The organism is Acidimicrobiales bacterium, assembly GCA_034521975.1.
Taxonomy (GTDB): domain Bacteria; phylum Actinomycetota; class Acidimicrobiia; order Acidimicrobiales; family SKKL01; genus SKKL01.
In genome coordinates, this window is sequence record JAXHLR010000006.1 from 286338 (window position 1) to 309082 (window position 22745).

General features: G+C 70.6%; 25 protein-coding genes and 1 tRNA gene. 13 read left to right on the plus strand and 13 right to left on the minus strand.

Going from position 1 to position 22745, the window contains the following annotated elements; all coding sequences use genetic code 11:
- Positions 1-39: 39 nt before the first annotated feature.
- A complete protein-coding gene (locus tag U5K29_10780) occupies positions 40-771 on the minus strand; it encodes a YceH family protein (protein ID MDZ7679025.1) in 732 nt (243 codons plus the stop codon).
- Positions 772-830: 59 nt separating this feature from the next.
- Here U5K29_10780 and U5K29_10785 point away from each other — a divergent pair, with 59 nt between their 5' ends.
- Complete coding sequence (locus U5K29_10785; GenBank protein MDZ7679026.1) at positions 831-1565, plus strand: DUF5995 family protein; 735 nt, start codon at positions 831-833, stop codon at positions 1563-1565.
- 10 nt (positions 1566-1575) lie between these two features.
- Here U5K29_10785 and U5K29_10790 read toward each other — a convergent pair whose 3' ends face one another.
- Complete coding sequence (locus U5K29_10790) at positions 1576-2466, minus strand: cobalamin-binding protein (GenBank protein MDZ7679027.1); 891 nt, start codon at positions 2464-2466, stop codon at positions 1576-1578.
- A gap of 73 nt (positions 2467-2539) precedes the next feature.
- Here U5K29_10790 and U5K29_10795 point away from each other — a divergent pair.
- A tRNA-Arg gene (locus tag U5K29_10795) sits at positions 2540-2611 on the plus strand.
- Positions 2612-2695: 84 nt separating this feature from the next.
- Here the strand turns inward: U5K29_10795 and U5K29_10800 are convergent.
- On the minus strand, positions 2696-3115 hold the full coding sequence (locus U5K29_10800; GenBank protein ID MDZ7679028.1) for a PPOX class F420-dependent oxidoreductase: 420 nt from the start codon (positions 3113-3115) through the stop codon (positions 2696-2698).
- 108 nt (positions 3116-3223) lie between these two features.
- On the opposite strand from U5K29_10800, the gene U5K29_10805 reads away from it, so the two are divergent.
- Positions 3224-4015, plus strand: coding sequence for a thioesterase family protein (locus U5K29_10805; protein ID MDZ7679029.1), 792 nt, complete (start codon positions 3224-3226; stop codon positions 4013-4015).
- A gap of 42 nt (positions 4016-4057) precedes the next feature.
- Here U5K29_10805 and U5K29_10810 read toward each other — a convergent pair whose 3' ends face one another.
- Complete coding sequence (locus U5K29_10810; GenBank protein ID MDZ7679030.1) at positions 4058-4858, minus strand: SDR family NAD(P)-dependent oxidoreductase; 801 nt, start codon at positions 4856-4858, stop codon at positions 4058-4060.
- A 64-nt stretch (positions 4859-4922) separates the two neighbouring features.
- On the opposite strand from U5K29_10810, the gene U5K29_10815 reads away from it, so the two are divergent.
- Positions 4923-5459: a J domain-containing protein gene (locus U5K29_10815; protein ID MDZ7679031.1), complete on the plus strand. Its 537-nt coding sequence runs from the start codon at positions 4923-4925 to the stop codon at positions 5457-5459.
- 19 nt (positions 5460-5478) lie between these two features.
- Here U5K29_10815 and U5K29_10820 read toward each other — a convergent pair whose 3' ends face one another.
- On the minus strand, positions 5479-6978 hold the full coding sequence (locus tag U5K29_10820) for a long-chain-fatty-acid--CoA ligase (protein MDZ7679032.1): 1500 nt from the start codon (positions 6976-6978) through the stop codon (positions 5479-5481).
- A gap of 43 nt (positions 6979-7021) precedes the next feature.
- On the opposite strand from U5K29_10820, the gene cobA reads away from it, so the two are divergent.
- Positions 7022-7735, plus strand: coding sequence for a uroporphyrinogen-III C-methyltransferase (cobA, locus tag U5K29_10825; protein ID MDZ7679033.1), 714 nt, complete (start codon positions 7022-7024; stop codon positions 7733-7735).
- Positions 7736-7771: 36 nt separating this feature from the next.
- Here the strand turns inward: cobA and U5K29_10830 are convergent, their stop codons facing one another.
- The 3 genes from U5K29_10830 to U5K29_10840 are packed head-to-tail and all read right to left on the minus strand — an operon-like array spanning position 7772 to position 11645.
- Positions 7772-9433: a YdiU family protein gene (locus U5K29_10830; protein MDZ7679034.1), complete on the minus strand. Its 1662-nt coding sequence runs from the start codon at positions 9431-9433 to the stop codon at positions 7772-7774.
- A 50-nt stretch (positions 9434-9483) separates the two neighbouring features.
- Positions 9484-10215 (minus strand): SDR family NAD(P)-dependent oxidoreductase, encoded by a 732-nt coding sequence (locus tag U5K29_10835; GenBank protein MDZ7679035.1) that lies wholly within the window; start codon positions 10213-10215, stop codon positions 9484-9486.
- Between the two features lie 29 nt (positions 10216-10244).
- Positions 10245-11645, minus strand: coding sequence for an amidase family protein (locus tag U5K29_10840; GenBank protein MDZ7679036.1), 1401 nt, complete (start codon positions 11643-11645; stop codon positions 10245-10247).
- A gap of 59 nt (positions 11646-11704) precedes the next feature.
- Here U5K29_10840 and U5K29_10845 point away from each other — a divergent pair, with 59 nt between their 5' ends.
- Both U5K29_10845 and U5K29_10850 read left to right on the plus strand, forming a co-directional pair.
- Entirely contained in the window at positions 11705-12295 is a 591-nt protein-coding gene (locus U5K29_10845) for a rhomboid family intramembrane serine protease (GenBank protein MDZ7679037.1), read from the plus strand.
- 23 nt (positions 12296-12318) lie between these two features.
- Entirely contained in the window at positions 12319-12732 is a 414-nt protein-coding gene (locus tag U5K29_10850) for a DUF1992 domain-containing protein (GenBank protein MDZ7679038.1), read from the plus strand.
- Between the two features lies 1 nt (position 12733).
- On the opposite strand, the gene U5K29_10855 is transcribed toward U5K29_10850, so the two are convergent.
- A complete protein-coding gene (locus U5K29_10855; protein MDZ7679039.1) occupies positions 12734-13846 on the minus strand; it encodes a hypothetical protein in 1113 nt (370 codons plus the stop codon).
- 19 nt (positions 13847-13865) lie between these two features.
- Positions 13866-15575 (minus strand): phospho-sugar mutase, encoded by a 1710-nt coding sequence (locus tag U5K29_10860; GenBank protein ID MDZ7679040.1) that lies wholly within the window; start codon positions 15573-15575, stop codon positions 13866-13868.
- Positions 15576-15624: 49 nt separating this feature from the next.
- Between U5K29_10860 and U5K29_10865 the strand changes: the two genes are divergently transcribed.
- The gene (locus tag U5K29_10865; protein MDZ7679041.1) at positions 15625-16605 is read left to right on the plus strand and encodes a queuosine salvage family protein; all 981 of its coding nucleotides are present in this window, start codon (positions 15625-15627) and stop codon (positions 16603-16605) included.
- A gap of 19 nt (positions 16606-16624) precedes the next feature.
- Here the strand turns inward: U5K29_10865 and U5K29_10870 are convergent, their stop codons facing one another.
- A complete protein-coding gene (locus U5K29_10870; GenBank protein MDZ7679042.1) occupies positions 16625-17464 on the minus strand; it encodes a purine-nucleoside phosphorylase in 840 nt (279 codons plus the stop codon).
- Positions 17465-17468: 4 nt separating this feature from the next.
- Positions 17469-17783: a hypothetical protein gene (locus U5K29_10875; protein ID MDZ7679043.1), complete on the minus strand. Its 315-nt coding sequence runs from the start codon at positions 17781-17783 to the stop codon at positions 17469-17471.
- 23 nt (positions 17784-17806) lie between these two features.
- Here U5K29_10875 and U5K29_10880 point away from each other — a divergent pair, with 23 nt between their 5' ends.
- Together U5K29_10880 and U5K29_10885 are read left to right on the plus strand one after the other, a co-directional pair.
- Positions 17807-18460: a hypothetical protein gene (locus U5K29_10880; GenBank protein ID MDZ7679044.1), complete on the plus strand. Its 654-nt coding sequence runs from the start codon at positions 17807-17809 to the stop codon at positions 18458-18460.
- Between the two features lie 5 nt (positions 18461-18465).
- Positions 18466-19062: a hypothetical protein gene (locus tag U5K29_10885; GenBank protein ID MDZ7679045.1), complete on the plus strand. Its 597-nt coding sequence runs from the start codon at positions 18466-18468 to the stop codon at positions 19060-19062.
- Positions 19063-19217: 155 nt separating this feature from the next.
- Here the strand turns inward: U5K29_10885 and U5K29_10890 are convergent, their stop codons facing one another.
- Positions 19218-19946, minus strand: coding sequence for an RHS repeat-associated core domain-containing protein (locus tag U5K29_10890; GenBank protein MDZ7679046.1), 729 nt, complete (start codon positions 19944-19946; stop codon positions 19218-19220).
- 132 nt (positions 19947-20078) lie between these two features.
- On the opposite strand from U5K29_10890, the gene istA reads away from it, so the two are divergent.
- The 3 genes from istA to istB are packed head-to-tail and all read left to right on the plus strand — an operon-like array spanning position 20079 to position 22569.
- A complete protein-coding gene (istA, locus tag U5K29_10895; protein MDZ7679047.1) occupies positions 20079-21560 on the plus strand; it encodes an IS21 family transposase in 1482 nt (493 codons plus the stop codon).
- Positions 21557-21799, plus strand: a complete 243-nt coding sequence (locus U5K29_10900; GenBank protein ID MDZ7679048.1) for a hypothetical protein — start codon at positions 21557-21559, stop codon at positions 21797-21799. Before istA ends, U5K29_10900 begins: the two co-directional genes overlap by 4 nt.
- Entirely contained in the window at positions 21796-22569 is a 774-nt protein-coding gene (gene istB, locus U5K29_10905) for an IS21-like element helper ATPase IstB (GenBank protein MDZ7679049.1), read from the plus strand. Before U5K29_10900 ends, istB begins: the two co-directional genes overlap by 4 nt.
- Positions 22570-22745 lie beyond the last annotated feature (176 nt).

The following is a 22745-nucleotide window of genomic DNA, read 5'->3' on the forward strand; positions in this document are numbered from 1 at the left end:
AGGGACCTCTCAGACTGGGGCGGGGGCGAGGCCGTGAGTCTAGGGGGCCGATCCCTCAGGGTCCGACCCGGTTCCGACGTCGCCGACGGTGTCGGGGACGTCGATGAGGTCGCCCAGCGCCTCGGTCAGCGCGGCGAGCCGCGCCTCGAGGACATCCACCCGGGCTTCGAGCTCGTCGACACGCCCGCCGCCGCGTCCGCCGGTGTCGGTGCCCGCCGCCGAGCTCGGCCCGGCGGCCGCCGCGGCCCTGGCCTCGGCCCCCACCTCGACCAGCTGCAGCCAGCGCCGCTCCTTCTGCCCGGGCTGGCGTTCGAGCTGGCGGACCATCGGGGGCTCACGTCCGGCGAGGCGTTCGAGGGTGGCCTCGACCTCGGCCGGCGACGCGAACGGGTGCAGACGTTCGGTGCGGGCCTTGAGCTCGGCCACGGTCTGGGCACCGCGCAGCAGGAGCACGCAGAGCACCGCCGACTCGGAATCGTCGAGATGCAGGGCCTCGTGGGCCACGTGGCGGTACTTGGTCACCCGTTCACCGGCACCGGGGTGCACGATCCGGGCCAGGCCCTTGCCCTTCAGGGCCATCAGCGTGGTCTCGACCAGCTGGGGGTCGTAGTCGACGACCGGGTCACGGTTGGTGCTCTGGTTGCAGGCGGTGGTGAGCGCCTTGAGCGTCATCGGATAGCTGTCGGGTGTGGTGACCTGCTTCTCCACGAGCACGCCGAGCACCCGGGCCTGCGGGGCGGTCAGTTCCAAGTCGTCGGGTACCTCGATCACCACCGACAGCGTGCCACAACGACGGCTACCCTCAGGCGATCGACAGGGGGAGTGCGACGATGGGTGCATCCATCTCGGCGACGGCGGCACAGCTGCAACAGATCGCGCTCGAGAGCACCGATGCGCGGGGGTACTTCGCGGCGCTCTACGCCCGGGTGACCAGCCGGATCGGGGCGGCGATCGAGTCCGACCGGTTCACCGACGGCAAGCACATGGAACAGTTCGCCTGCGCCTTCGCCGACTACTACGTACTCGCGCTCGAGGGCGAGGTGGCGCCACCCCGCTGCTGGCGTGCGGCCTGGGAGGTGGCCGATGACCACAAGCTGCTGATCGTGCAGCACCTGCTGCTCGGCATCAACGCCCACGTGAACCACGATCTGGCCCTGGCGGTGGTGGAGGTGGCTGCGCTCCGCGGCGACGTCGGATCCATCCGACCCGACTTCAACGCGGTCAACGAGGTGCTGGCCCAGACCTACGACGAGGTGGTGAGCGACCTCGGCCGGGTGTCGCGGTGGGCCACCGCGGCGTCGGCGATCGGTGGTGGCGACGCCTTCAACTTCTCGCTGCGGGTCGCTCGCGAGCAGGCGTGGCGAGCAGCGATCGAGATGCACACCCTCGACGACAGGGCACTGCGGGAGTACGAGGCCGCGCTCGACACCATGGTGTCGGGCGTCGCGTACCTGATCACCACGCCTGCGCGCCTCGCCCGACCGGTGGTGTGGCTGGCCCGTCGCTTCGAGGAACGTGACCCGGTGGTCGTCACCCACAGGCTGCTCGGCAAGGCCGAGGCCTGATGCCGGTCGCTCAGCGCAGGCGGCGGGCGTTGGCGTCGAGCACGGGGGCGTCGGTGTGGAGGAGCTCGGCGAGGACCTCGACACCATCGACCAGTCTCGGCCCGGGACGGGAGAAGTGGGCGTTGCCGTCGACGGAGTAGAACCGTTCGGCGCCCGCCAGCTCGGGCCGGTCGACCAGCGATGCCGCCTGCTCGGTGGCGCCGTCGAGATCGAACCCGCAAGGGGCGAAGACGACCACGTCGGGGGCGACCGCGGCGATCTCGTCCCAGGACAAGGGGCGGGACCGATCGCCGGGGTCGGCCAGCAGACACTCGCCGCCGGCAGCGGCGACCATGTCCGGCACCCAGTGCCCAGCGCTGAAGGGCGGATCGGACCACTCGAGGACCAGTACCCGTGGCCGGACCAGCGTGGGGGTGCTCCGGCGGACCGCGTCCACCCGCTCACCGAGGTCGGCCATCAGCGCTGCGGCCTCGGCGTCGGTGCCGGTCGCGGCACCGACCAGCCCGATCCCGGCGATGACATCGTCGAGGGTCGACGGGTCGAGGGAGAGCACCTCGGCGGTGCAGCCGACCACATCGAGCGCCGCCGTGACGTCGCCGGACGGCACGGCACAGACCCGGCACAGGTCCTGGGCGAGGATGAGGTCGGGGGCGATCGCCTGGATGCGGTCGCGGTCGAGGGTGTAGATCGACTCGCCCGCGTCGACCATGGAGCCCACCTCCCGATCGATCGCCCCCGCGTCGCCCGAGCCGTTGGTGGTCAGGTTGGTGCCCGACACGATCGGGACCTGGAGGGCCTCGACCGGGTGGTCGCACTCGAAGGTGCGACCCTCGAGCTGGTCGCCGAGACCCAGGGCGAACGCGATCTCGGTGGCCGACGGCAGCAGTGACACGATCTTCATGTGTCCACTATCGCCGACAGCGGGCCCGGACCGGGACCGTGGCGCGAGGTGGCATACTGGCGCGTCCACACCAGCCCTCGTAGCTCAGCGGATAGAGCATCGGCCTCCGGAGCCGTGTGCGCAGGTTCGAGTCCTGCCGAGGGCGCCCCGCACAACCCCCGATGGGGAACCCGTCTGGGGGTTCCTCCGATGTGTGCCCGCACGGGACGGCACGGTGATCGGTGGCTGGTCAGTCCCTCGCCATTCCGTAGATGCGGGTCACGGGCACGCGCACCACGAGTCTCCGGTCGCGCACCATCGACGCCCGGTAGTCGTCCCAGTCGGGGTGCTCGCCCCGCATCGCCCGGTACAGGGCCACCAGCTCCTCGACGGTGTCGTCGGCGGGATCGGCCGCCACCGGGGAGAGCTCGGCGTCGCCCTCGACGACCGCGTAGGACCAGAAGTCGTCGCTGGTCACGTGCAGGCTCGCCCTGGGGTCGCGCCGCAGGTTCTTGGTCTTGGCCCTGCCGTCGGTCACCGAGATGCGGACGACATCGTCGGCCACCGCGTAGATGATGTTGGACAGCTGTGGTCGCCCGTCCCGCTTCAAGGTGACCAGCACCCCCTTCTGGTTCGACTCCAGCAGCCGGCGCAGCGCAGCATCGGACATGTCGCCCTCCTCATGACGGTCCCGACTCGATGCTATGGGGCGCGGACCCAAGAGCGCGGCGACGGATTCGGTGGCATGGGCCCGCCCGTCGCGCTCTACGGTGTCGACGTGAACGATGACGCCCTGTACCTGCCCGACGGCGATCACTTCGTCCCGACCCCGCTCACCACCGGCCCGTGGGACGAGCGGGCCCAGCACGGGGGCGCACCCGCCGCCCTGCTCACCCGCTGCCTCGAGGCGACCGAGACGCCCGGTCCGATGTCGATCGCCCGTCTGACCTTCGAGCTGATGCGTCCGGTGCCCCTCAGCCCGCTGCGGGTCACGACCCAGGTGCTGCGCCCCGGGCGCAAGGTCCAGCTCATCGAGGCGTCGCTGTGGTCCGAGGACACCGAGATGATGCGGGCCACAGCGCTGCGCATCCGCACGGCGGACCTGCCGGTGCCCGAGGACACGGTGCCGACAGACCCGCTCCCGCCGGGGCCCGAGCACGGCGAGGTGCTCGAGTTCCCCGCCCAGCGCCACGAGGGACCCACCTTCCACCGCGACGCCAACGACATCCGCTTCGTCGACGGCGGGTTCGACCGCCCCGGGCCTGCCGCCGCCTGGATCAGGCTCCAGGTCCCGGTCGTGGGCGGCGAGGAGACCCTGCCGACCGCACGACTCGCCGGCGCAGCCGACTTCGGCAACGGGCTCTCCTGGTCGCTCCCCCGCACCGGATGGATCTTCATCAACCCCGACCTCACCGTGCACCTGGTCCGACCGCCGACCGGTGAGTGGGTGTGCCTGAGGTCGATCACCCACCCCGGCCACGACGGCATCGGCCTCGCCGAGAGCGCGCTCTACGACCAGCGGGGCCGCATCGGCCGGTCGGTGCAGAGCCTGCTGCTCGACCGGCTCTGACCGCTGAGGTCCCACCGGCTGACATCGACCCGGGGCGGCGGCTCAGCCCACCTGGGTGTGCTGGGCCCCGTCGACCGGCAGCACCACCCCGCTGATGAAGCGGGCCTCGTCTGACGCGAGGAACAGCGCCGCGTAGGCAACGTCCCAGGCGGTGCCCTGGTGACCCAGCGGCACCCGCCCGGCGCGGGCATCGGCCAGCTGTTCGCGCGGTCGGCCGCTCGCCCGGGCGGCGGCGTCGACCGCCATCGGGGTATCCATCAACCCCGGCATGATCGCGTTGGCGCGGATGCCGTGGCGGGCGTTGCCCGACGCCAGTGACTGGGTCAGCGCGTTCACGCCCGCCTTCGAGATCTTGTAGGCGGTGAGGCTGTTGGCCGCCATGATCGCCGCGGTGGACGAGATGTTGACGATCGAGCCGCCACCCTGCTCGCGCATCACCGGCACCACGTGCTTGCAGGTGAGCCACATGGCCTTGAGGTTCACGTTCATGATCCGGTCCCAGACCTCGGACTCGAGCCGGACCGGGCTGGCGTCGCCCGCGCCGATCCCCACGTTGTTGTGAAGGATGTCGATGCCGCCGAGCCGCTCCCGGGCCTCGCCCACCAGGCGGACACAGGCGTCCTCGGAGCTGATGTCGGCCTCGATCACCTCGGCCCGACCGCCCTCGTCGGTGACCATCTGCGCGGTCTCCTCGGCCGAGTCGGCCCGACGGTCCACCACCGCCACGTGAGCCCCCTCGCGCGCGAACACCAGCGCGGTGGCCCGACCGTTGCCGATGGTCTCGCCCGGGGTCTGCCCCGCCCCGACCACCACTGCCCGCTTGCCGTCGAGACGTCCGGTCACGCCGTCTTCCCCCCTGCTCGATCCGGCGTCACCCTACGGAGCCTGCGGCGGTAGCGTCCAGCGGATGAACGGGGACCGCGACCACGCCCGGCGCCTGCTGGGCGTCGACGCCGAAGCCGATGCCGACGAGCTGCGCCAGGCCTACCGGGCCCTGATGCGCCGGCACCACCCCGACATGGCGTCCGACGACCCGGCGGCGACCTCCCGGGCGGCCGCCCTCGCCAGCGCCTACGCCCTGTTGAGCACGCCCACCACCGAGGCGCCGGCTCCTCCTCCACCACCGGGACCCGACCGCCCGCCGGCGACGAGCGTGCGAGCCGACGGAGCGGTCCTTGTCGAGGCTCCCGGCAACGAGACCTTCCTACGGGTGCTCGACGCGCTCGAGACCATCGGTGACGTCACCTACCGCGACCGCGCCGGCGGCTACCTCCAGGCGATCGTCCAACCGGCCGACGCCCCGCTGTGCACCATGGTGGTGGCCATCGAGCCTCGCAGCATCGACACCATGGTGCTGGTCTCGCTCGACTCGATGGACAGCGAGGCCGCGCCGGAGGTGGACCCGATCCTGCACGAGCTGGCGCGCCGGATCGCCGGAGCCTGAACGGGCGACCACACCCGGTTCATTCCCGTTCGCGGAGGTGGGACTTCTGGATCTTGCCCGTCCCGCCCTTGGGCAGTTCGTCGACGAACATCCAGTGCTTGGGCACCTTGAACCCCGCGAGCCGCTCGCGCACCCACCGGCCGAGCTCGTCCTCCTCGGCGGTCGACCCCGGCCGCAAGGCCACCCATGCCTTCACCGCCTCGCCCCACCGCTGGTCGGGCACGCCCACGACCGCCACCTCGACCACGTCGGGGTGGGCGGCGATGGCCTTCTCGACCTGGACCGATGACACGTTCTCGCCGCCGGAGACGATGATGTCCTTCTTGCGGTCGACGATGGTGAGGTACCCGTCGGGATCGACGGTGGCCACATCCCCGGTGCGCAGCCACCCGCCGCGAAGCGCCTCGGCGGTCTCCTCCGGGCGGTTCCAGTAGCCCTCCATCACGTGGTTCGAGCGGGCGACGATCTCACCGGCGGTCACCCCGTCCCACGGCACCTCCTCGTCGCGCTCGTCGAAGACCCGCACGTCGGCGCCCAGGATCGGCAGGCCGGTGGTGGCCCGCCTCTCGCGGGACGGTGGCTCGCCCGGCTTGTCGAGCGACCGGGTGAGGGTGGGCGACGACTCGGTCATCCCGTAGCCGCTGATGGCGATGCAGCCGAACGCCTCCTCGAGCTCGGCCAGCAGCTCGGGACCCGACGGCGCACCGCCGACCGAGACCTGGTTCACCGACGAGGTGTCGGTGGTCGCCATCGCGGGATGGTCGAGCAGGGTGCGGGCCATGGTCGGGACGAGGAACAGGCGGGTGACCGCCTCGGCCTCGATCAGGTGCAGCACCTGCTCAGGGTCGAAGCGGTGCAGCATGATGTGCACCCCGCCGAGCCCGGTCAGGTAGTGCGGTGTCCCCCATCCGTTGACGTGGAACAGGGGGATCGTGTGCAGCACCACGTCGTCGCCGCCGATGCCGTTGGTGAGCGCCGAGTGGATCGCGTGCAGGTAGAGCGAGCGGTGGGTGAGCAGCACCCCTTTGGGGTCACCGGTGGAACCGGAGGTGTAGAACAGCTCGGCGACGCTCGACTCGTCGGTGACCGGCGAGTCGAGCAACTCGTCGGACTGGCGGGCCAGCAGCGCCTCGTACTCGTCGCCGATCAGGACCGTGGGCACTCGATGGTGCGGATCGACCTGGTCCGGGTGCCGGAACAGGACCACCGCGCCCGAGTCGTCGAGGCAGAACCGCAGTTCGGGTGCCGACATCCGGATGTTGAGCGGCAGCAGGGTTCCCCCGGCGAGCAGCACCCCGAAGTAGGCCTCGAGCAGCTCCGAGGTGTTGCCGCACAGCCATGCGACCCGATCGCCGGGAGCGATCCCGATCTCGTCCCGCAGCGCCCGGCCGAGGCGATGACAGCGCGCAGCGACGTCACGATAGGTGCGGCGAATCTCCCCGTCGACGACACCCACCCGGTCGGGGAACAGGCGCCGGGCGCGTTCGAGCAGGTCGAGGGGCGTGAGAGGGAGCTCCATCCGGCAAGAATGGCAGGATGCAGCCGATGGCCGGGACCACTCGATGATCTACCTCGTTGGCGCCGGCCCGGGTGACCCCGGGCTGCTCACCGTGCGGGGCGCCGATCTGCTCCGCATCTGCGACGCGGTGGTCCACGACCGCCTGGCGGGCAGCGCCATCTTGGACCTGGCGCCGCCCACCGCCGAGCGGATCAACGTGGGGAAGGCGCCAGGCGAGGTGACCGTCGCCCAGGAGGACATCAACGAGCTGCTCGTCGAACGGGGTCGCGCCGGCCAGGACGTCGTGCGCCTCAAGGGCGGTGACCCGTTCGTGTTCGCCCGTGGCGGCGAGGAAGCGATGGCGCTCGCCCGCGCCGGCGTGGCCTTCGAGGTGGTGCCGGGGATCTCGTCGGCGCTGGCCGCGCCCGCTGCTGCGGGGGTTCCGCTCACGCTGCGCCACGAGGTGTTCTCGTTCACCGTCGTCACCGGCCACCAGTCGCCGGGTAGCGCCAGTCCGGTCGACTGGCGTGCCATCGCCGCCGCCGGAGGCACGATCGTGGTGCTCATGGCGGCGGCGCGCATCGCGAGCATCGCCACCGAGCTGATCGAGGGTGGGCTCGCCGCCGACACCCCGGTCACCGCGGTCACCTGGGCCACGACCGACCGGCAGGAGACCACCCGGTCGACCCTTGCCGGGATCGGCGACGCCGGGGTCGCGGCGCCGGCCACCTTCATCATCGGGGCCATGGCCGGTCTCGACATCACCGATCCCGGCTGAGCACTGGCAGGATCACCACCGATGCTGGCGGGCCGGTCACGAGCTGCACGACAGCATCGAGCAGCCGACCTTGGTGCGCGCCCACTCGGGCCGGCGCTGGGAGAACCGCTCGCGACCGGGCTGCTCGTCGTAGGGGTTCCGGAGCGTGTCGTGCAGCTCGTGCAGCAGCGACAGGTCGCCGGCCTCGGCGGCGTCGATCGCCTCCTGGGCGAGGTAGTTGCGGAGCACGAACCGCGGGTTGACCGCGTCCATGCGCCGCCGACGCTCGCTGTCGTCGAGACCGCCGGCGACCACCCGGTCTGACCACTGCCGGAGCCAGTCCACCAGCCCGGTCCGCACCTCGCCGGTGATGGACGCGGGGTCGTACCAGGCATCGGCCAGCGGAGCGAGAAGGTCGTCGTCGCCGACCTCGTCAGGGTCGCCGACCGGCACCTGGGCCAGATCACGGAAGAAGATCACCTGGTCGATCTCGGCCGAGGTGAGCACGCCGAACAGCGACTCGATCAGGGCCACGTCCGCCGCAGGATCGTCGCTCGGTCCGCCCCACCCGAGGCGTTCGGCCATCATCGCGAGGTACCGCTCGTGGTAGCGCTCGGCGAAGCGGTCGAGCCGCTCCTGGAGCGGTTCGGGCTGCTGGGTGAGGGTCACCAGCGCGTTGGCGAACTGCATCAGGTTCCACTGCGCGATCTGGGGTTGCGCGCCGTAGCGATAGCGACGCATCCCGGCGTCGGTGGTGTTGGGGGTCCACGCCGGATCGAAGTCCTCGAGCCACCCGTAGGGGCCGTAGTCGATGGTGAGCCCGAGCACCGACATGTTGTCGGTGTTGAGCACCCCGTGGACGAAGCCGACCCGCATCCAGTCGACGACGAGGCTGGCGGTGCGGTCGGCGACCTCGTCGAACCAGGCCGCCACCCGCTCCTCGAACGAGGCGCCGGTCTCGGCGGCGATGTGGGGAAACTCGAGCTCGAGGGTGGTGTCGATGAGTTGGCGGAGCAGGCTCAGCTCGCCCCGGGAGGCGGGAAGCTCGAAGGTGCCGAGGCGGGTGAACGACGGGCTGACCCGGCACACCACCGCGCCCGGTTCAGGGGCGGGATGTCCGTCATAGAGCACGTCACGAACGACCTGGTCGCCGGTGGCCACGAGCGAAAGCGCACGGGTGGTGGGGATGCCCAGGTGGTGCATGGCCTCGCTGCAGAGGTACTCGCGCAGCGATGAGCGCAGCACGGCCCGGCCGTCGGCGCCACGGGAGTAGGCAGTGGGGCCGGCCCCCTTGAGCTGCAGCGTCTGGTGGTCACCATGGCGGTCGCGGACCTCACCGAGCGAGATGGCGCGGCCGTCGCCGAGCTGGCCGGCCCAGTTGCCGAACTGGTGGCCGCCGTAGGCCTGGGCGTGAGGGTCGGCGCCGGCCGGCACCCGATTGCCGGAGAACACCTGGGCGAAGTCGTCGGAGTCGGCCACGGCCGGATCGAGCCCGAGCAGATCGACGACCTCGGGCGACCAGGCCAGGGTGGTGGGCGCAGCGACCGGTGTGGGGCGAACCCTGGTGTAGGCCGCGCCCGAGACCTGTCGGGGGCGCACCTCGGTGCTGGGATCGGACGGCAGGGCGCGGGTCCAGCGGTTCGTGAACTCCAAGTCGTCGAGGTCGGTGATCGCCTCGTCGACCCCGGTTTCGGGACTGGTCGCACCGGTCGTGGTCATGCACTCGACGGTATCGGCCTCATCCGACCGGACCGACCCCCGCCGAGGGCTCAGCCGAAGACGTCGGGAGGTACCGGATTGTTCTCCTCGGTGGTCTCGGCTTCGACGAGGGCGACCATGGCGTCGACGACCTCGACGGGGTCGCGCTGGTCGGTGGTGACGAAGTCGCGCACCATCTGGAACAGGTCGGTGGTGGGCGCCTGCAGGCTCTTGTCGCCGAACCACTCCCACATGGCCTCGGCCATCCGGTCGTTGAACCCCGTCCCGTAGGGCCCGGGGTTGAGGAGGCAGACGTCGATGCCGAGCGGGGCGAGCTCGGCCCGCATCGTCTTGCCCATGGCCTCGAGCGCGTGCTTGGTCATGGCGTAGGGGCCGGTGGCGGGAGCGGTGATGCGCCCGGCGATGGAAGACACGATGATCACCCGGCCAGCGCCTCGGGGGATCATGCCGGCGAGCACTCGCTGGGTGATGGCGAGCGTGCCGAACACGTTGACCTCGAAGAGGTGGCGAACGATGTCGATCGGCACATCGGCCATCGGCCCGAACTGGCCTGCGCCGGCGTTGTCGATCAGGACGTCGATCTCCCAGCCATCGGCCTTGGCGACGTCGTCGGTGGTGATGTCGACCTTCTCGACCTGGAGCTGGGGGGCCTCGCCACCGAGGGCGTCGGCCTGGTCCTGGGTCTCGGTGGTGGCGATGACGTGGTGGCCACGGTCGGCGAGGGCGAGGGCGGCGCCCTGGCCGAACCCCGACCCTGCGCCGGTGATGAGCACGGTGGACATGGGGAATCTCCTCTCTGCCAGCCGGTCGGCTAGCGGCTCGGCGCCCAGCGGGGCCAGGGTCGGATCGATTCGAGGATACGGGCCAGCCGCAGCACCACCTCGTCGCCATGACGGCGGCCCATGATCTGCAGCCCGATGGGGAGACCCGCGACGGTCGTCCCCGCGGGCACCGAGGCGGCCGGACCGCCGGTGAGGTTGGACAGCATCGTGAACGGGGTGGCCATGGCCGGGTCGACGGCGCGGCCGGCGATCTCGGTCGGGGGAGGACCGTCGGCGGCGAAGGCCGGCACCGCGGTCGTGGGCGTGAGCCACACGTCGACATCGGCGTACATCGCCGCCATGTCGTCCTGGAGCCGCTGGCGGCGCTGCAGGATCCGGGCGTAGCGGGGCAGGGTCATCGACTCGGTGGTCTCCAGCGCCCGACGGGTGAACATGGTGACGTCGTCGGCCACACCCGGCCACATGTCGGGTTCGAGGTCGAGCCACAGGTCGACCGCGCCCGAGGACATCCAGACCCGCACGGGATCGGTGAGCCGTGGCTCGGCGTCCACCCAGCTGAGCCCGGCGGCGTCGGCCAGTGCCATGGCCGCCGCCTCGGTCAGCTCGGCCACCTCGGGGTCGACCACGGCGAACCCCAGGTCCGGCGACCACCCCACCCGCAGGCCGCCGACGTCCAGCGTCTCGATCGACGTCTCGTAACCCACCGTCGGAGCAGGCAACGAGTGCCGGTCGCGGTCGTGGGGCCCGGCCACCACGTCGAGGTGGCGGGCAGCGTCGGCGACGGTCGTCGCGAGGATCCCCAGCACCGAGGTCTCCGATGCCTGAGGGGTGGGGTGCGGCACCCGCCCATAGCTCGACTTCATGCCCACCAGACCCGAGAACGACGCGGGGATCCTGATCGACCCGCCACCGTCGCTCGCGGTCGAGATGGGCAACATGCCCGACGCCACGGCGGCGGCCGATCCACCCGAGGAGCCGCCGGGGGTGCGGCCGGGGTCCCACGGGTTGCTGGTGGTGCCGGTCGCCTTGTTCCGGGTGAGGCTGAGCGTGCCGAACTCGGGTGCGGTGGTCTTGCCGACGGGCACGGCACCGGCGGCCCGCATGCGTGCCACGTGCACCGAGTCGGCGACAGCGGGCGGGTGATCACGGTAGAGCAGCGACCCGTGCCCGGTCGTGTAGCCGGCACAGTCCTCCAGGTCCTTGACCCCGAAGGGCACCCCGGCGAGCGGACCGGGATCTTCGCCTGCCGCCACGGTGGCGTCGACCGCCTGGGCGGCCTGGCGGGCGAGGGACTCGTCGATCCGTACCCAGGCGTTGAGCGGACCGTTCAACGCGTCGATCCGGGCCAGCGCGGCGTCGAGCACCTCGACCGCCGAGCGCGACCCGTGCCTGACCGACTCGGCGATCTCCACCGCGCTCTCGTGTTGCATCGCGTCCCCCTCGGTGACGTTGGTGCCCCGACGGTACCTGCCTGTGCGACGCTGATCCGGTGAACCGGCCCTCCGCACCACCTCGAGCAGCCCGGAGCCGCGCTCCCGGGCCCTTCGCCCTGCTCGCCGTCACGGTCGCCACGATGTGGATCGCCGAGGGGGCCGACCAGGCCGTGTTCGACGAGCAGCTCGACCAGGCCGGCGTCATTCCCCGTGAGCTCGACGGGTTGCCCGGCATCGTGTGGGCTCCGTTCCTCCACTACGGGTTCGCGCACCTCGTCGCCAACACGGTTCCGCTGCTGATCCTCGGCGGTCTCGTGGCGATCAAGGGCGCGACCCGCTTCCTGCAGGTCACCATCGGGGTCATCCTGCTCGGAGGGCTCGGCACCTGGCTGTTCGGCCGCGATGGTGTCCACCTCGGTGCCAGCGGCGTGGTGTTCGGCTACTTCGGCTACCTGGTCGCCGCCGCCCTCCTGGAGCGCAGGCTCCGCTCGATCGTGCTCGGCCTGATCGCGCTGGTGCTCTACGGCGGACTCGTGTGGGGTGTGGTTCCCACCACCGAACCGGTGTCGTGGGAAGGACACCTGTCCGGCCTGCTGGCCGGTGTGTACGTGGCCTGGTCGGTCACCCGACGCGGGCGCCGCCGGTAGCGGGCTCCCAGTAGGCTGGTTCCGTGACCGAGCGCAAGCCGTCCGGCATGACCTGGGAGACCTGGATCGACCGCCAGATCCGCGAGGCCCAGGAGCGGGGCGAGTTCGACGGCCTCAGCACCGCCGGGCAGCCGATCCCCGACCTTCTCGCTCCTCGCGACGAGGACTGGTGGCACAAGAAGCTGCTGCAGCGCGAAGGGGTCGACACACTTCCCAGGACGTTGCAGGTCCGGCGCCAGCTCGACCGGGCGCTGGCCGACATCGCCGCGGCCGACGACGAGGGAGCGGTGCGCGACATCGTCGACACCGTCAACCAGGCCATTCTCGAGGTGAACCGAAAGGCGGCGAGCGGTCCTCCCTCCAACCTGATGCCACTCGACGTCGAGCGGGTCGTCGCCACCTGGGCTGCCGGGCGGGACGAACACCCGGCCCCGTAGCTCAGCCGAACTGGGTCTGGTCCTCGTCGTCCACGTAGCCGACCCCCTCGACCCATCGCGGCGCTCGCTGCGGGGCCGACGGTGGCGACATCGACGACGGCGCCGGTGGCGGTGGCTGCGGTTGGGCGGCCACCTGGGCAGTAGCAGGAGCGGGAGCAGGAGCACGTGCGGGAGCCGGAGCGGGCGCAGGAGGCGCAGACGGGGCAGCGGGTGGCGGCGGGGCCGGCGACCGGGTGGCACCGACCGGTACCGGTTCGTGACGTTGGCGCTCCCGCCTCGGGGCCGGACCGGTGTCTCGGCCGAGCAGCGCACCACCTGCCATCCACAGCAACGACAGGACGACCAGGCCGACACCTGCGATGAGTGCGTTGCGGGACGGTTCGATCATGCCACCGGCGGCGACGCCGACGACCGCGCCGAAGATGGCAGCAGGTCCGGGGAGGAGCAGGTGAGCGAGCTGGGGGAGCACGACCCCCACCAGGAGCCAGAACGCGGCGGCTCCGATCGCCCAGAACCCCACGCGTCGCAGCACGCGTGGGCGGTCGTTGGTGAGCACGAAGGCAGCGACGACCAGCCCGACCGCGACCGCGGCGAGCATGGCCACCGCACCGTTGAGCCAGGCGCGGAACCCTCCCGCGTCGGGCAACCGGTCGGTGGGAAGCGTGACCGGGAGCGACGGCGACTCGGGCACCACGTCGATCAGCTCGGGCCGGAGGTTGACCAGCGCGGTGCGTGAGGCGCTGGCCATCGCCGCGCCGTCGATGACGATGGGCTCGTCGGGATCGGGGTCCTCCCCCAGGAATCGCTGGTGGGCGCGGATGAGCCCACCGACGAGCAGCGCCTCGACCGCCGGGTCGTCGAGGGCACGGTCGGCGGCGGCCACCAGCTCGGATCGGTTGACCGAGACGTTGTCGGGGATGGCCGCCTCGAGGGCATCGGCCATCGACGAGCGCATCTGCGCCCGTACCTCGCGGTCGTGGTAGATGTCGTCGGCGATCGCTTCCGAGCGACCGGGGTCGAGCAAGGTTCGGCTCACCGCATACCCCGTCCACGCCAGGGACGCGGCGATGAGTCCGCACGCCACCAGCACTCCCCCGACGAGACGCCGTCCCATCCCGCCATCTTCGCGCGGGTCAGACCGGATCGAGACCCAATCGAGCGGCAAGGGCCGACCGCAGCGACCCGATGGTGCGTCCCGCCGCGTCGCGGTCGGCGGCCAGGGTCTCGCGGGTCGTCGGGGCCATGACCTCGAGGTAGAGCTTGGCCTTGGGTTCGGTGCCGCTGGGCCGCACGAGCACCCGGGCCCGGTCGCCCAGCTCGAGCAACACGGCATCGGACGGCGGCAGGTCGTCGCCCGAGAGGTAGTCGTGGACCCGGGTGACCGGCATTCCCGCCAGCTCGGTCGGCGCGGCGTGGCGGACGGTCTCCATGACCCCCGCCATCTGGCGGCCGGCATCGGGACCGTCGAAGCGAACCGCCCAGGTGTCGGTCACATGCAGTCCGTGCTCGACAGCCAGGTCGTCGAGGCGGTCGAGCACTGTGCGTCCCTCGTCGGCCAGCATCCCTGCGAGCTCGACGAAGACCACGGCGGCGGTGATGCCGTCCTTGTCGCGAACCTCGGGTGACACCGCGTAGCCGAGGGCCTCCTCGTACCCGAACACCAGGCGGGACGGGGGATCGGCGCCGTCGGCTGCCCGGGCGATCCACTTGAACCCGGTGAGGGTGTCGACGTAGCGGACTCCCGTGGCCGCCGCGAGCCGGGAGAGCAGGCGGGACGAGACGATGGTGGTGGCGACCAGCCGGTCGTCGCCGGCGGTGTTGGTCAGGATGTGGTCGCCGAGCAGCACCCCGATCTCGTTGCCGGTGAGGACCCGCCACACGCCGCGGTCGGGGACCGCGATGCCGAGACGGTCGGCGTCGGGATCGTGGGCGACGACCAGCGCGGAGCCGACCCGCTCGGCCAGGGCCACGGCGTGGTCGAGCGCACCGGGTTCCTCGGGGTTGGGGAAGGCGACGGTGGGGAAGTCGGGATCGGGGTCGACCTGATCGTCCACCTGGACCGGGGACGCGAAGCCCACCCGTTCGAAGGCGGCGACCAGCAGGTCGCGACCGACACCGTGCATCGCGGTGTACACGACCGCCACGCCGGGCGCGTCGGGCACGAGCCGGCACCGGGCCACCGCATCGAGGTAGGCGGCGAGGATGGTGGGCCCGACCTGCACGATCGAGTCGACGTCGGGATCGGCGAGCGGCACCGGTCCACCGGCTGCCACCTCGTCGATGCGGGTGGCGATCTCGGCGTCGACCGGTGGCACGATCTGGGCACCGTCGCCCAGGTACACCTTGTAACCGTTGTCCTGGGGCGGGTTGTGGCTGGCGGTGACCATGACGCCGGCGTCGGCAGCGAGGTGACCGACGGCGAAGGGGACCAGTGGCGTCGGGTTCGGACCGGGGAGCACGAGCGCGGTGCCGCCGGCGGCGGCCACCACCCTGGCCGTGTCGTCGGCGAAGTCGCGAGATCCGTAGCGGGCATCGCGCCCGATCACCACCCTTGCGCCGGGCGGAAGGTGGGCCATGAGACCAGCGGCGGCGTGTCGGACCACGAGCCGGTTCATGCGGTTCGGTCCGGCGCCCAGCGCCCCACGCAGCCCAGCGGTTCCGAACTCCAGGCGGGTCCCGAACCGGTCGACGAGCCCATCGCCATCACCGGCCGCGACCAGTTCGCGGACCTCGGCGCGGGTCACCGGATCGGGATCATCGGCGACCCAGCTCCCGATCCGATCCGCCAGGTGCTCACCCACCAGCGTCGCCGCCTGGCGCCCCACGTTTGCACCGTCGTCCAAACCGATCTCCGTCCTCGCCTGCCGGCCGGGCGCACCCTATGGTGCCGGCATGTCCAACGACTCCCGCTCCGAGGGGATCTGTGACCAGATCCGCGATCGCTGCCGGTGGGTGACCGAACAGGCCGCCCACGTGCACATCGACCACGAGCGACTCGCAGCCTACGCCGCCGAGTTTCCGGTCGACGCCCTGACCGGGCCCGGCGACGACCCCGGGCGTGAACCCCTCGGCGACCTCGAGTCGACCGCATCGTTCGTCGTCAGCCTCGATGCCATCAACTTCGGCTCGGGCTGGTTCCCCACGCTCCGCAAGCGGCCCGGCCTCTCGGGCTATCACACGATCGCCACGGGCCTGCGCGAGCACGTCGAGGCGACCGGGCCCCTCACCCCCGAGCGCCTCACCACCATCGACCGGGCGATGTGCTGTGAGATCTTCGGCCAGGACGACGACGACAGTCCCGCGGCCGAGCTGATGGAGCTGTTCGCGTCGGCCTTCTCGGACCTGGGAGCGTTCCTGCTCGAACGCTACGACGGTTCGTTCCTCGCCATGATCGAAGATGGCGGCCGATCCGCGGAGCAGATGATCGGGGTCCTCGCCCAGATCCCGTTCTTCCACGATGTGAGCGAGTACCACGGCGTCGACGTGCCGTTCTACAAGCGGGCCCAGATCACGCCACTCGACCTGTCGATGGCCTTCGGCGGAACCGGACCCGGCGCGTTCGACGACCTCGACCGGCTGACGATGTTCGCCGACAACCTGGTGCCACACGTCCTGCAGGTCGACGGTGTGCTGGTGTACGAGCCCGAGCTGCTCGACCGCATCGGTCGCGAGGAGCTCATCGCTCCCGGCACCGACCAGGAGATCGAGATCAGGGCCGGCGGGGTACACGCCGTGGAGCTGCTGCGCGAAGCGCTCGCCGCCGAGGGCCACCAGGTGATTTCGGCCCAGCTCGACACCTACCTGTGGAACATCGGGGGCGGTCCCCGCTACAAGGCCCTCCCCCGGCACCGCACCCGTACCGTCTGCTACTGACCGGGTCGATTGAGCCGAGTCAGAGACGTTCGATCAGCTGGCGGATGACCGAGATCATGCGGGGCCCGGCCTCCTTGCCCGCGTCGAGCACCTCCTGGTGGTCGAGCGGCTCGCCGCTGACGCCGGCGGCCAGGTTGGTCACCAGTGACAGCCCGAGCACGTCGGCTCCGAGGTGGCGGGCGGCGATGGCCTCGAGGGCGGTCGACATGCCGGCCAGGTCGGCGCCGAGGGTGCGCAGCATCCTGATCTCGGCCGGGGTCTCGAAGTGTGGGCCACCGAGCGCGGCGTAGACGCCCTCGGCGAGACTGGGGTCGACCTGGCGCGCCAGCTCCCGCAGTCGAGGGGTGTACAGATCGGTGAGATCGACGAAGCGGGAGGCGTAGGGCTCGGGCGGCAGCTCACCGGTGAGCGGCGACCGTCCCGTGAGGTTGATGTGGTCGGAGATGAGGACCCCGGACCCGACCCCGTTGTCGGGGTTGATCGATCCCGCGGCGTTGGTGAGGATCACGGTGCCGCAACCGGCCATGATCGCGCTTCGCACCGCGTGCACGACCGTCGTCGGATCGTGGCCCTCGTAGAGGTGGACCCGTCCGAGGAACAGCAGCACCCGTCGGGACCCGACCCACATCGAGTGGATGGTGCCGCGGTGACCCTCCACCGTGGAGGCGGCGAAGCCTGCGATCTCGGAGGTCAGCATCTGGTTGTCGACCTCGCCCAGCCCGATCGACGCCTCGGCCCAGCCCGACCCGAGGACGACCGCCACGTCGTGGGAGCCTCCCCCGGCGCGCGACTGGATCTCGAGCGCGGCGCCCTCGGCCACACGGAACGGGTCGGACTCGGCGTCGAACATGGCGGTCATCGTCTCAGCCCGGGGCGTGGCGTGCCAGGACCGAGGCCACGCCATGGGCGATGGCGGTCACCGCGGCAGCGGTCTGGTGGTCGATGGCGCCGTTCTCGTAGTTGTTGCGGGCCAGGTCGACCAGCAGGCTCATGTAGGCCAACCCGTGGTAGGTCGCCCACTCGTCGGCCGCCGGGTCGATGCGGTACTCGCCGAGCTGGTCGACCACGAACGACGAGAAGGCGTCGAAGTCGGCTCGGGTCTCGTCATCGACCGTTGCCAGCTCGTCGCGCAGGCGGGCGACGGTGTCACCGGTGAGGGTCCAGTCGGGCGAGCTCATCCCCACAGGGTAGGTTCAGGTCCATGGCCGTGACGCTGACCGAGCTGATCATCGGCGACGAACCCGAGGCGTGGGAAGCGGCGGGGTTCTCGGTCGATGGCGACCGCACCACGCTCGGGTCGGTGCAGGTGCGGTTCGCTCCCGGCCGCGAACGTGGCGTTCACCGATGGACCCTGGCGGGGCTCGACGACGGCTTCACCGGCGATCTCGACGGCCTCGCCACCACCGCGGCGCCCAACCCACCCACCAGCGATCCGGCAATCGTCGAGCACCCGAACGGCACGGTGGCGCTCGACCATCTCGTGGTGGCGACGCCCGACCTCGACCGGTCGATCGGCGCCCTCGAAGCCGCCGGCCTCGAAGCTCGCCGCACCCGCGAGGCGGGAACCGCCGATGCGCCCCGCCGTCAGGTGTTCTTCTGGTTGGGCGAGCCCATCCTCGAACTGGTGGGGCCACCCGAACCCCGCGGTGACGGACCGGCCACCATCTGGGGCCTGGCCTGCACCGTGGCCGACATCGACGCCACCGCAGCCGAGCTCGGCGACCGGGTGGGACGGGTCAAGGACGCGGTCCAATCCGGCCGGCGCATCACCACCCTCCGCCACCGCGACCTCGACATCTCGGTCCCGATCGCGTTCATGTCCGCCCACGTCCCCGCAGGAGCATCCGATGGTTGACCCGCGTGCTTGACCACGTCTTCACCGACGCCATCGGTGCGTTGCGCGACGCCCTGGAACGGGCACTCCTCGAACGCCAGGCCTTCGAGGAGCGGTTCCAAGCCGACGTGCTGCTCGGCGACCTCACCTGGGAGACCTCCTACGGGCTTCCGGGCGAGGGATCGCCACCACGGGTTCGGGCCGATCTCACCCTCGACTGGCCCACCTGGGCCCAGAGCGCCTACCGGTCCTGGTACATCGGCGAGGACATGGACGAAGGACCACGGATCGAGATCGAGATCGTGCTGCGGGTCCAGCGCCTGGCCCACGTCCCATCCCCCGAGGTCGTGCTGGCCGCCCTGCCCAAGCACAGCCCCACGATCGGCGGCGAGCAGCTGATCCGACGCGGGCCCACGGTCGAGACCTCCTACGCCGAAGACCTCGACCAACCCTCGCACGCCATCGAGGTGTCCTACGAGGGGAGCTACGAGCTGGACGAGAACAGCCTCGAGGACGGGTCGATCCTCGACACCCACTTCGGCGCGATGGGCGGCTGGATCTCCTCGACGCTGGTGCGTCTGGGCGACCTCAAGTTCGAGTTCCTCGCCACCGACGACGACTGAGGTCACCCGCCCGAGGCTCTTCAGCGGCAGCGTCATCGACGACGATCATCGCCGGAACATCACCACAACCCATCGACCCCATGAGTTGGTTCACTACCAACCGGATCTCCCGCGTCGAAGTCTGGACCTACCCCGGGTTGATATCTAGATGTCTGTCAACCCGGGGTAGGTCCAAAGCCAGCGGCGGCGGCGGCTTGGTCCGCGCAGTTGCGGTCGCGGGTGGGGTCGGGAACCTCGGGTGGGATCGCTCGGGGATCATCGTCGGAGTCCTCATTGCGTTCAGGGGAGTCACCGCGCAGGTCCTGCAACATGGCGATCAGGACGCCGCCAAAGGCCAATCCTACTGTGATGCCGAGAATCGCGATCTCCCGTTCGGTGAGACGCCGTGGGATCGTCCGGACGAGAGCGTCCTCGACGAGCGTCCCGGTGGGGTCGGTCCAGGTGGTGGGGTTGTTGGCTACGTAGGTGTAGTGGTTGTAGCCACCGGTGCCGGGGGCTCCGGGCTGTATGGGGTCTCGGGTGGTGAATCGTCCGAGTCCGGGGTCGAGTTGGCGGGCTCGGAGGTGGATCAGCCCGGTGGGGTCGTGGATGCCGCCGGTGTAGCCGAAGCTGTCCCAGCCGCTGGTGAGGGCCCCGAAAGCCCGGTAGTCGATGCTCGCGGTGGCGGCGCCGGTAGTGTCGGTGTGGGCTCGGATCGAGCCGAGCGCATCGGCATGGGCCCAGGTGTCGCCGGTGGTGAGCAGTTGGGCGTCGGGTCCCCAGGTGTGGGCTTGGCCGTCGTCGATGAACCGGGCGCTGGCACTCGCCGCGGACCACTTCAGCAGCTGTCGGCGGCCATGAGATCCTGCCCGGAGGCGGCCAGGTAGCTGCCCGGGTGTGGCCACCAGTTCTGCCCACTGGTGGCCAGTGGTTTTGCCCCTTGTTGATGTCGGTTGCCTGTCGGGGTCCGCCCGGTGGGTGCTCCTCCTGGTTCGACTGGTCGGTGCGAACCGAGACCGGCCGACCAGGAGGAGCATGTGAAGTCTTACGAGGAAGTCATGGAGATTCTTGAAGCATTCGATCTGACGCGCAGTTTCCGAGACGCGGCTGAGCTGGTGGGGTGTTCGCATCACACCGTGGCGGAGTGGGTCGCCAAGCGCGACTCGGGTGGGTTGCCGGTGCCGGGTGAGGCGATCGAGCGCCCGAAGTTGATCGATCCGTTCCTGGGCAAGGTCGAGGAGTGGGTGGAACGCTCGGAGGGCAAGATCCGCGCTGATGTGGTGTTCGACCGGCTGGTGGCGGTGGGTTTCGACGGGTCGGCGCGCACGGTGCGCCGAGCGGTCGCGGGGGCCAAGGCCAGCTACAAGCGGGGCAACCGGCGGGTGTATCGGCCCTGGATCCCCGAGCCTGGTATGTGGGCGCAGTGGGACTGGGGGGCGGGCCCAACGATCGGGGGTCGGGCCACGAACTTGTTCTGTGGGTGGTTCGGGTGGTCGCGGTTTCGGGTGGTGATCCCGACCTGGGACCGGACGCTGCCCACTGTGGTCGGTTGTTTGGATCGGGCGATGCGCGCCGCGGGTGGGGCGCCGACCTACTGGCTGACCGACAACGAAAAGACGGTCACGGTCGATCACGTGGCGGGGGTGGCGGTCCGCAACCCGGCGATCGTTGCTGCTGGGCATCATTACGGGGTCACGATCGCGACGTGTGTGCCGTTCGATCCCGAGTCCAAGGGCGGTTCGGAGGCCACGGTTCGGATCGCGAAGGCTGATCTGGTTCCGACCGACGCGAACCTGCGGGCCGAGTACCGGGACTGGGCCGAGCTGGTCGATGCGTGCGACGCGTTCACCGTCGAGGTCAACAACCGGGCGCACCGGGCGACTCGGCGGGCACCGGTCGAGATGCTCGCTGAGGAACAACACCATCTGCACCGGCTGCCCGATGTTGGCTACACCGCGGTGTTCGGCCAGACCCGGCGGGTGTCGTGGTCAGCGACGATCAGCTACGGCGGGGTCACCTACTCGGTTCCACACACCCTTGCCGATGAGACGGTGTGGGTCCGTGTCGACGGCGACGAGTTGGTCGCCACCCACCTCGCGGGGCGTGGCGCGACCGAAGTCGCCCGCCACCGGTTGTCGACCCCGGGGCACCCGATGATCGACGATGCCCACTACCCACCCCGACCCGCCGGGCCCCTGGGTCGTGAACCAAAGCCCACCAACCCTGCCGAGACCGCGTTCTTGGCGCTCGGCGACGGGGCACGGACCTGGCTCATCGAGGCCGGCGCCACCGGCGCGTCGAGAGTCAAGGCCAAGATGGCTGACGCCGTCGAGCTCGCGGCGCTGCACGGGGTCGAACGGGTCGACTGGGCGCTGGGCCAGGCCGCCACCTTCGGGCGTTTCGGCGATGGTGACACCGCTTCGATCCTGGCTGCTCACCCTCCTGGCGACACCCACCGCGCCGGCGACGAGCACTCGCTCCAAGACCGCACCTCGGGATGGGAAGGGTTCGGCCAATGACCACCGCGAACAACAACCCCATCGACGCGGCGGACCTGGTCGAGCTCGGCGAGTTCTGCGGGTTCCTCCACGACTGGATCGCCACCGATCCCGACACCCTCGCCCCGTCGCTTCGACGGTTCAGCTTCGGGCTGTTCAGCCTCGAAGAGATCGCTGGTGACCTCGACCGCTTCGCCTGGCTCCTCAACCCCAACGACCCCGGCGGCCGCAAGACCCTGGCAGAGGAGGACCACCAATGACCGCCCCGTCTGTCCCGGTCGTCGACGAAGTCATCGACCTGTTGCGCCAGCTGCGGTTGCCGCACATGCGCCGCCACGCTCCCGACGTGTTGGCCACCGCCAAGGCGCAGCGCTGGGAACCAGCCGAAGCGATCCGGGCCCTGCTCGCCGAAGAGCTCGCCGGGCGTCAAGCCTCATCTGTGGGAACCCGCCGCAAAGCCGCCGGGTTCCCCACCGGCAAGACCTTCGACGGCTGGGACGAGACCACCTCATCGATCCCCGCGCCGACCCAACGGTCGCTACGCACCCTCGAATGGATCGGCCACCACGAGAACCTCGTCGTGTGCGGCCCATCAGGCACCGGCAAGTCCCACCTCCTCGAAGCGCTCGGCCACCAAGCCGTCGACGCCGGGGCACACGTGCTGTGGTTCTCCCTCGAGAGCCTCGGCGCCCTGTTCCGCCGCCACCGCGCCGATGACACCACCAGCCGGGCCATCCGCAAGATCATGCGCGCCGACCTGATCTGCATCGACGACATCGGACTACTACCGGTCACCACCGAGACCGCCGAAGCGCTCTACCGCGTCGTCGACGCCGCCTACGAACGACGAGCCATCGCCCTGTCATCGAACCTGCACCCCGCCGGGTTCGACGAACTCATGCCCAAAACCATCGCCAACGCCACCGTCGACCGGCTCCTACACCACGCCCACGTCGTGATGACCACCGGCGACTCGATCCGGCTCACCCAAGCCACCACCGGCAAGGGGGTGAAGCCCCTCGCCCCATAACCCCCGGGCAGAACCACTGGCCACCACCGGGCAACTCCGATGGCCACCACCGGGCAGAACCACTGACCACCCCCGGGCAGATCCAACTGGCCATTGACAAGCAGCGAAGGATCTCAACACAAGTCCAAGCCCGGGTGGTAGAACCCGCCATCCCGTCTAGCGCCCAAGACACGAAC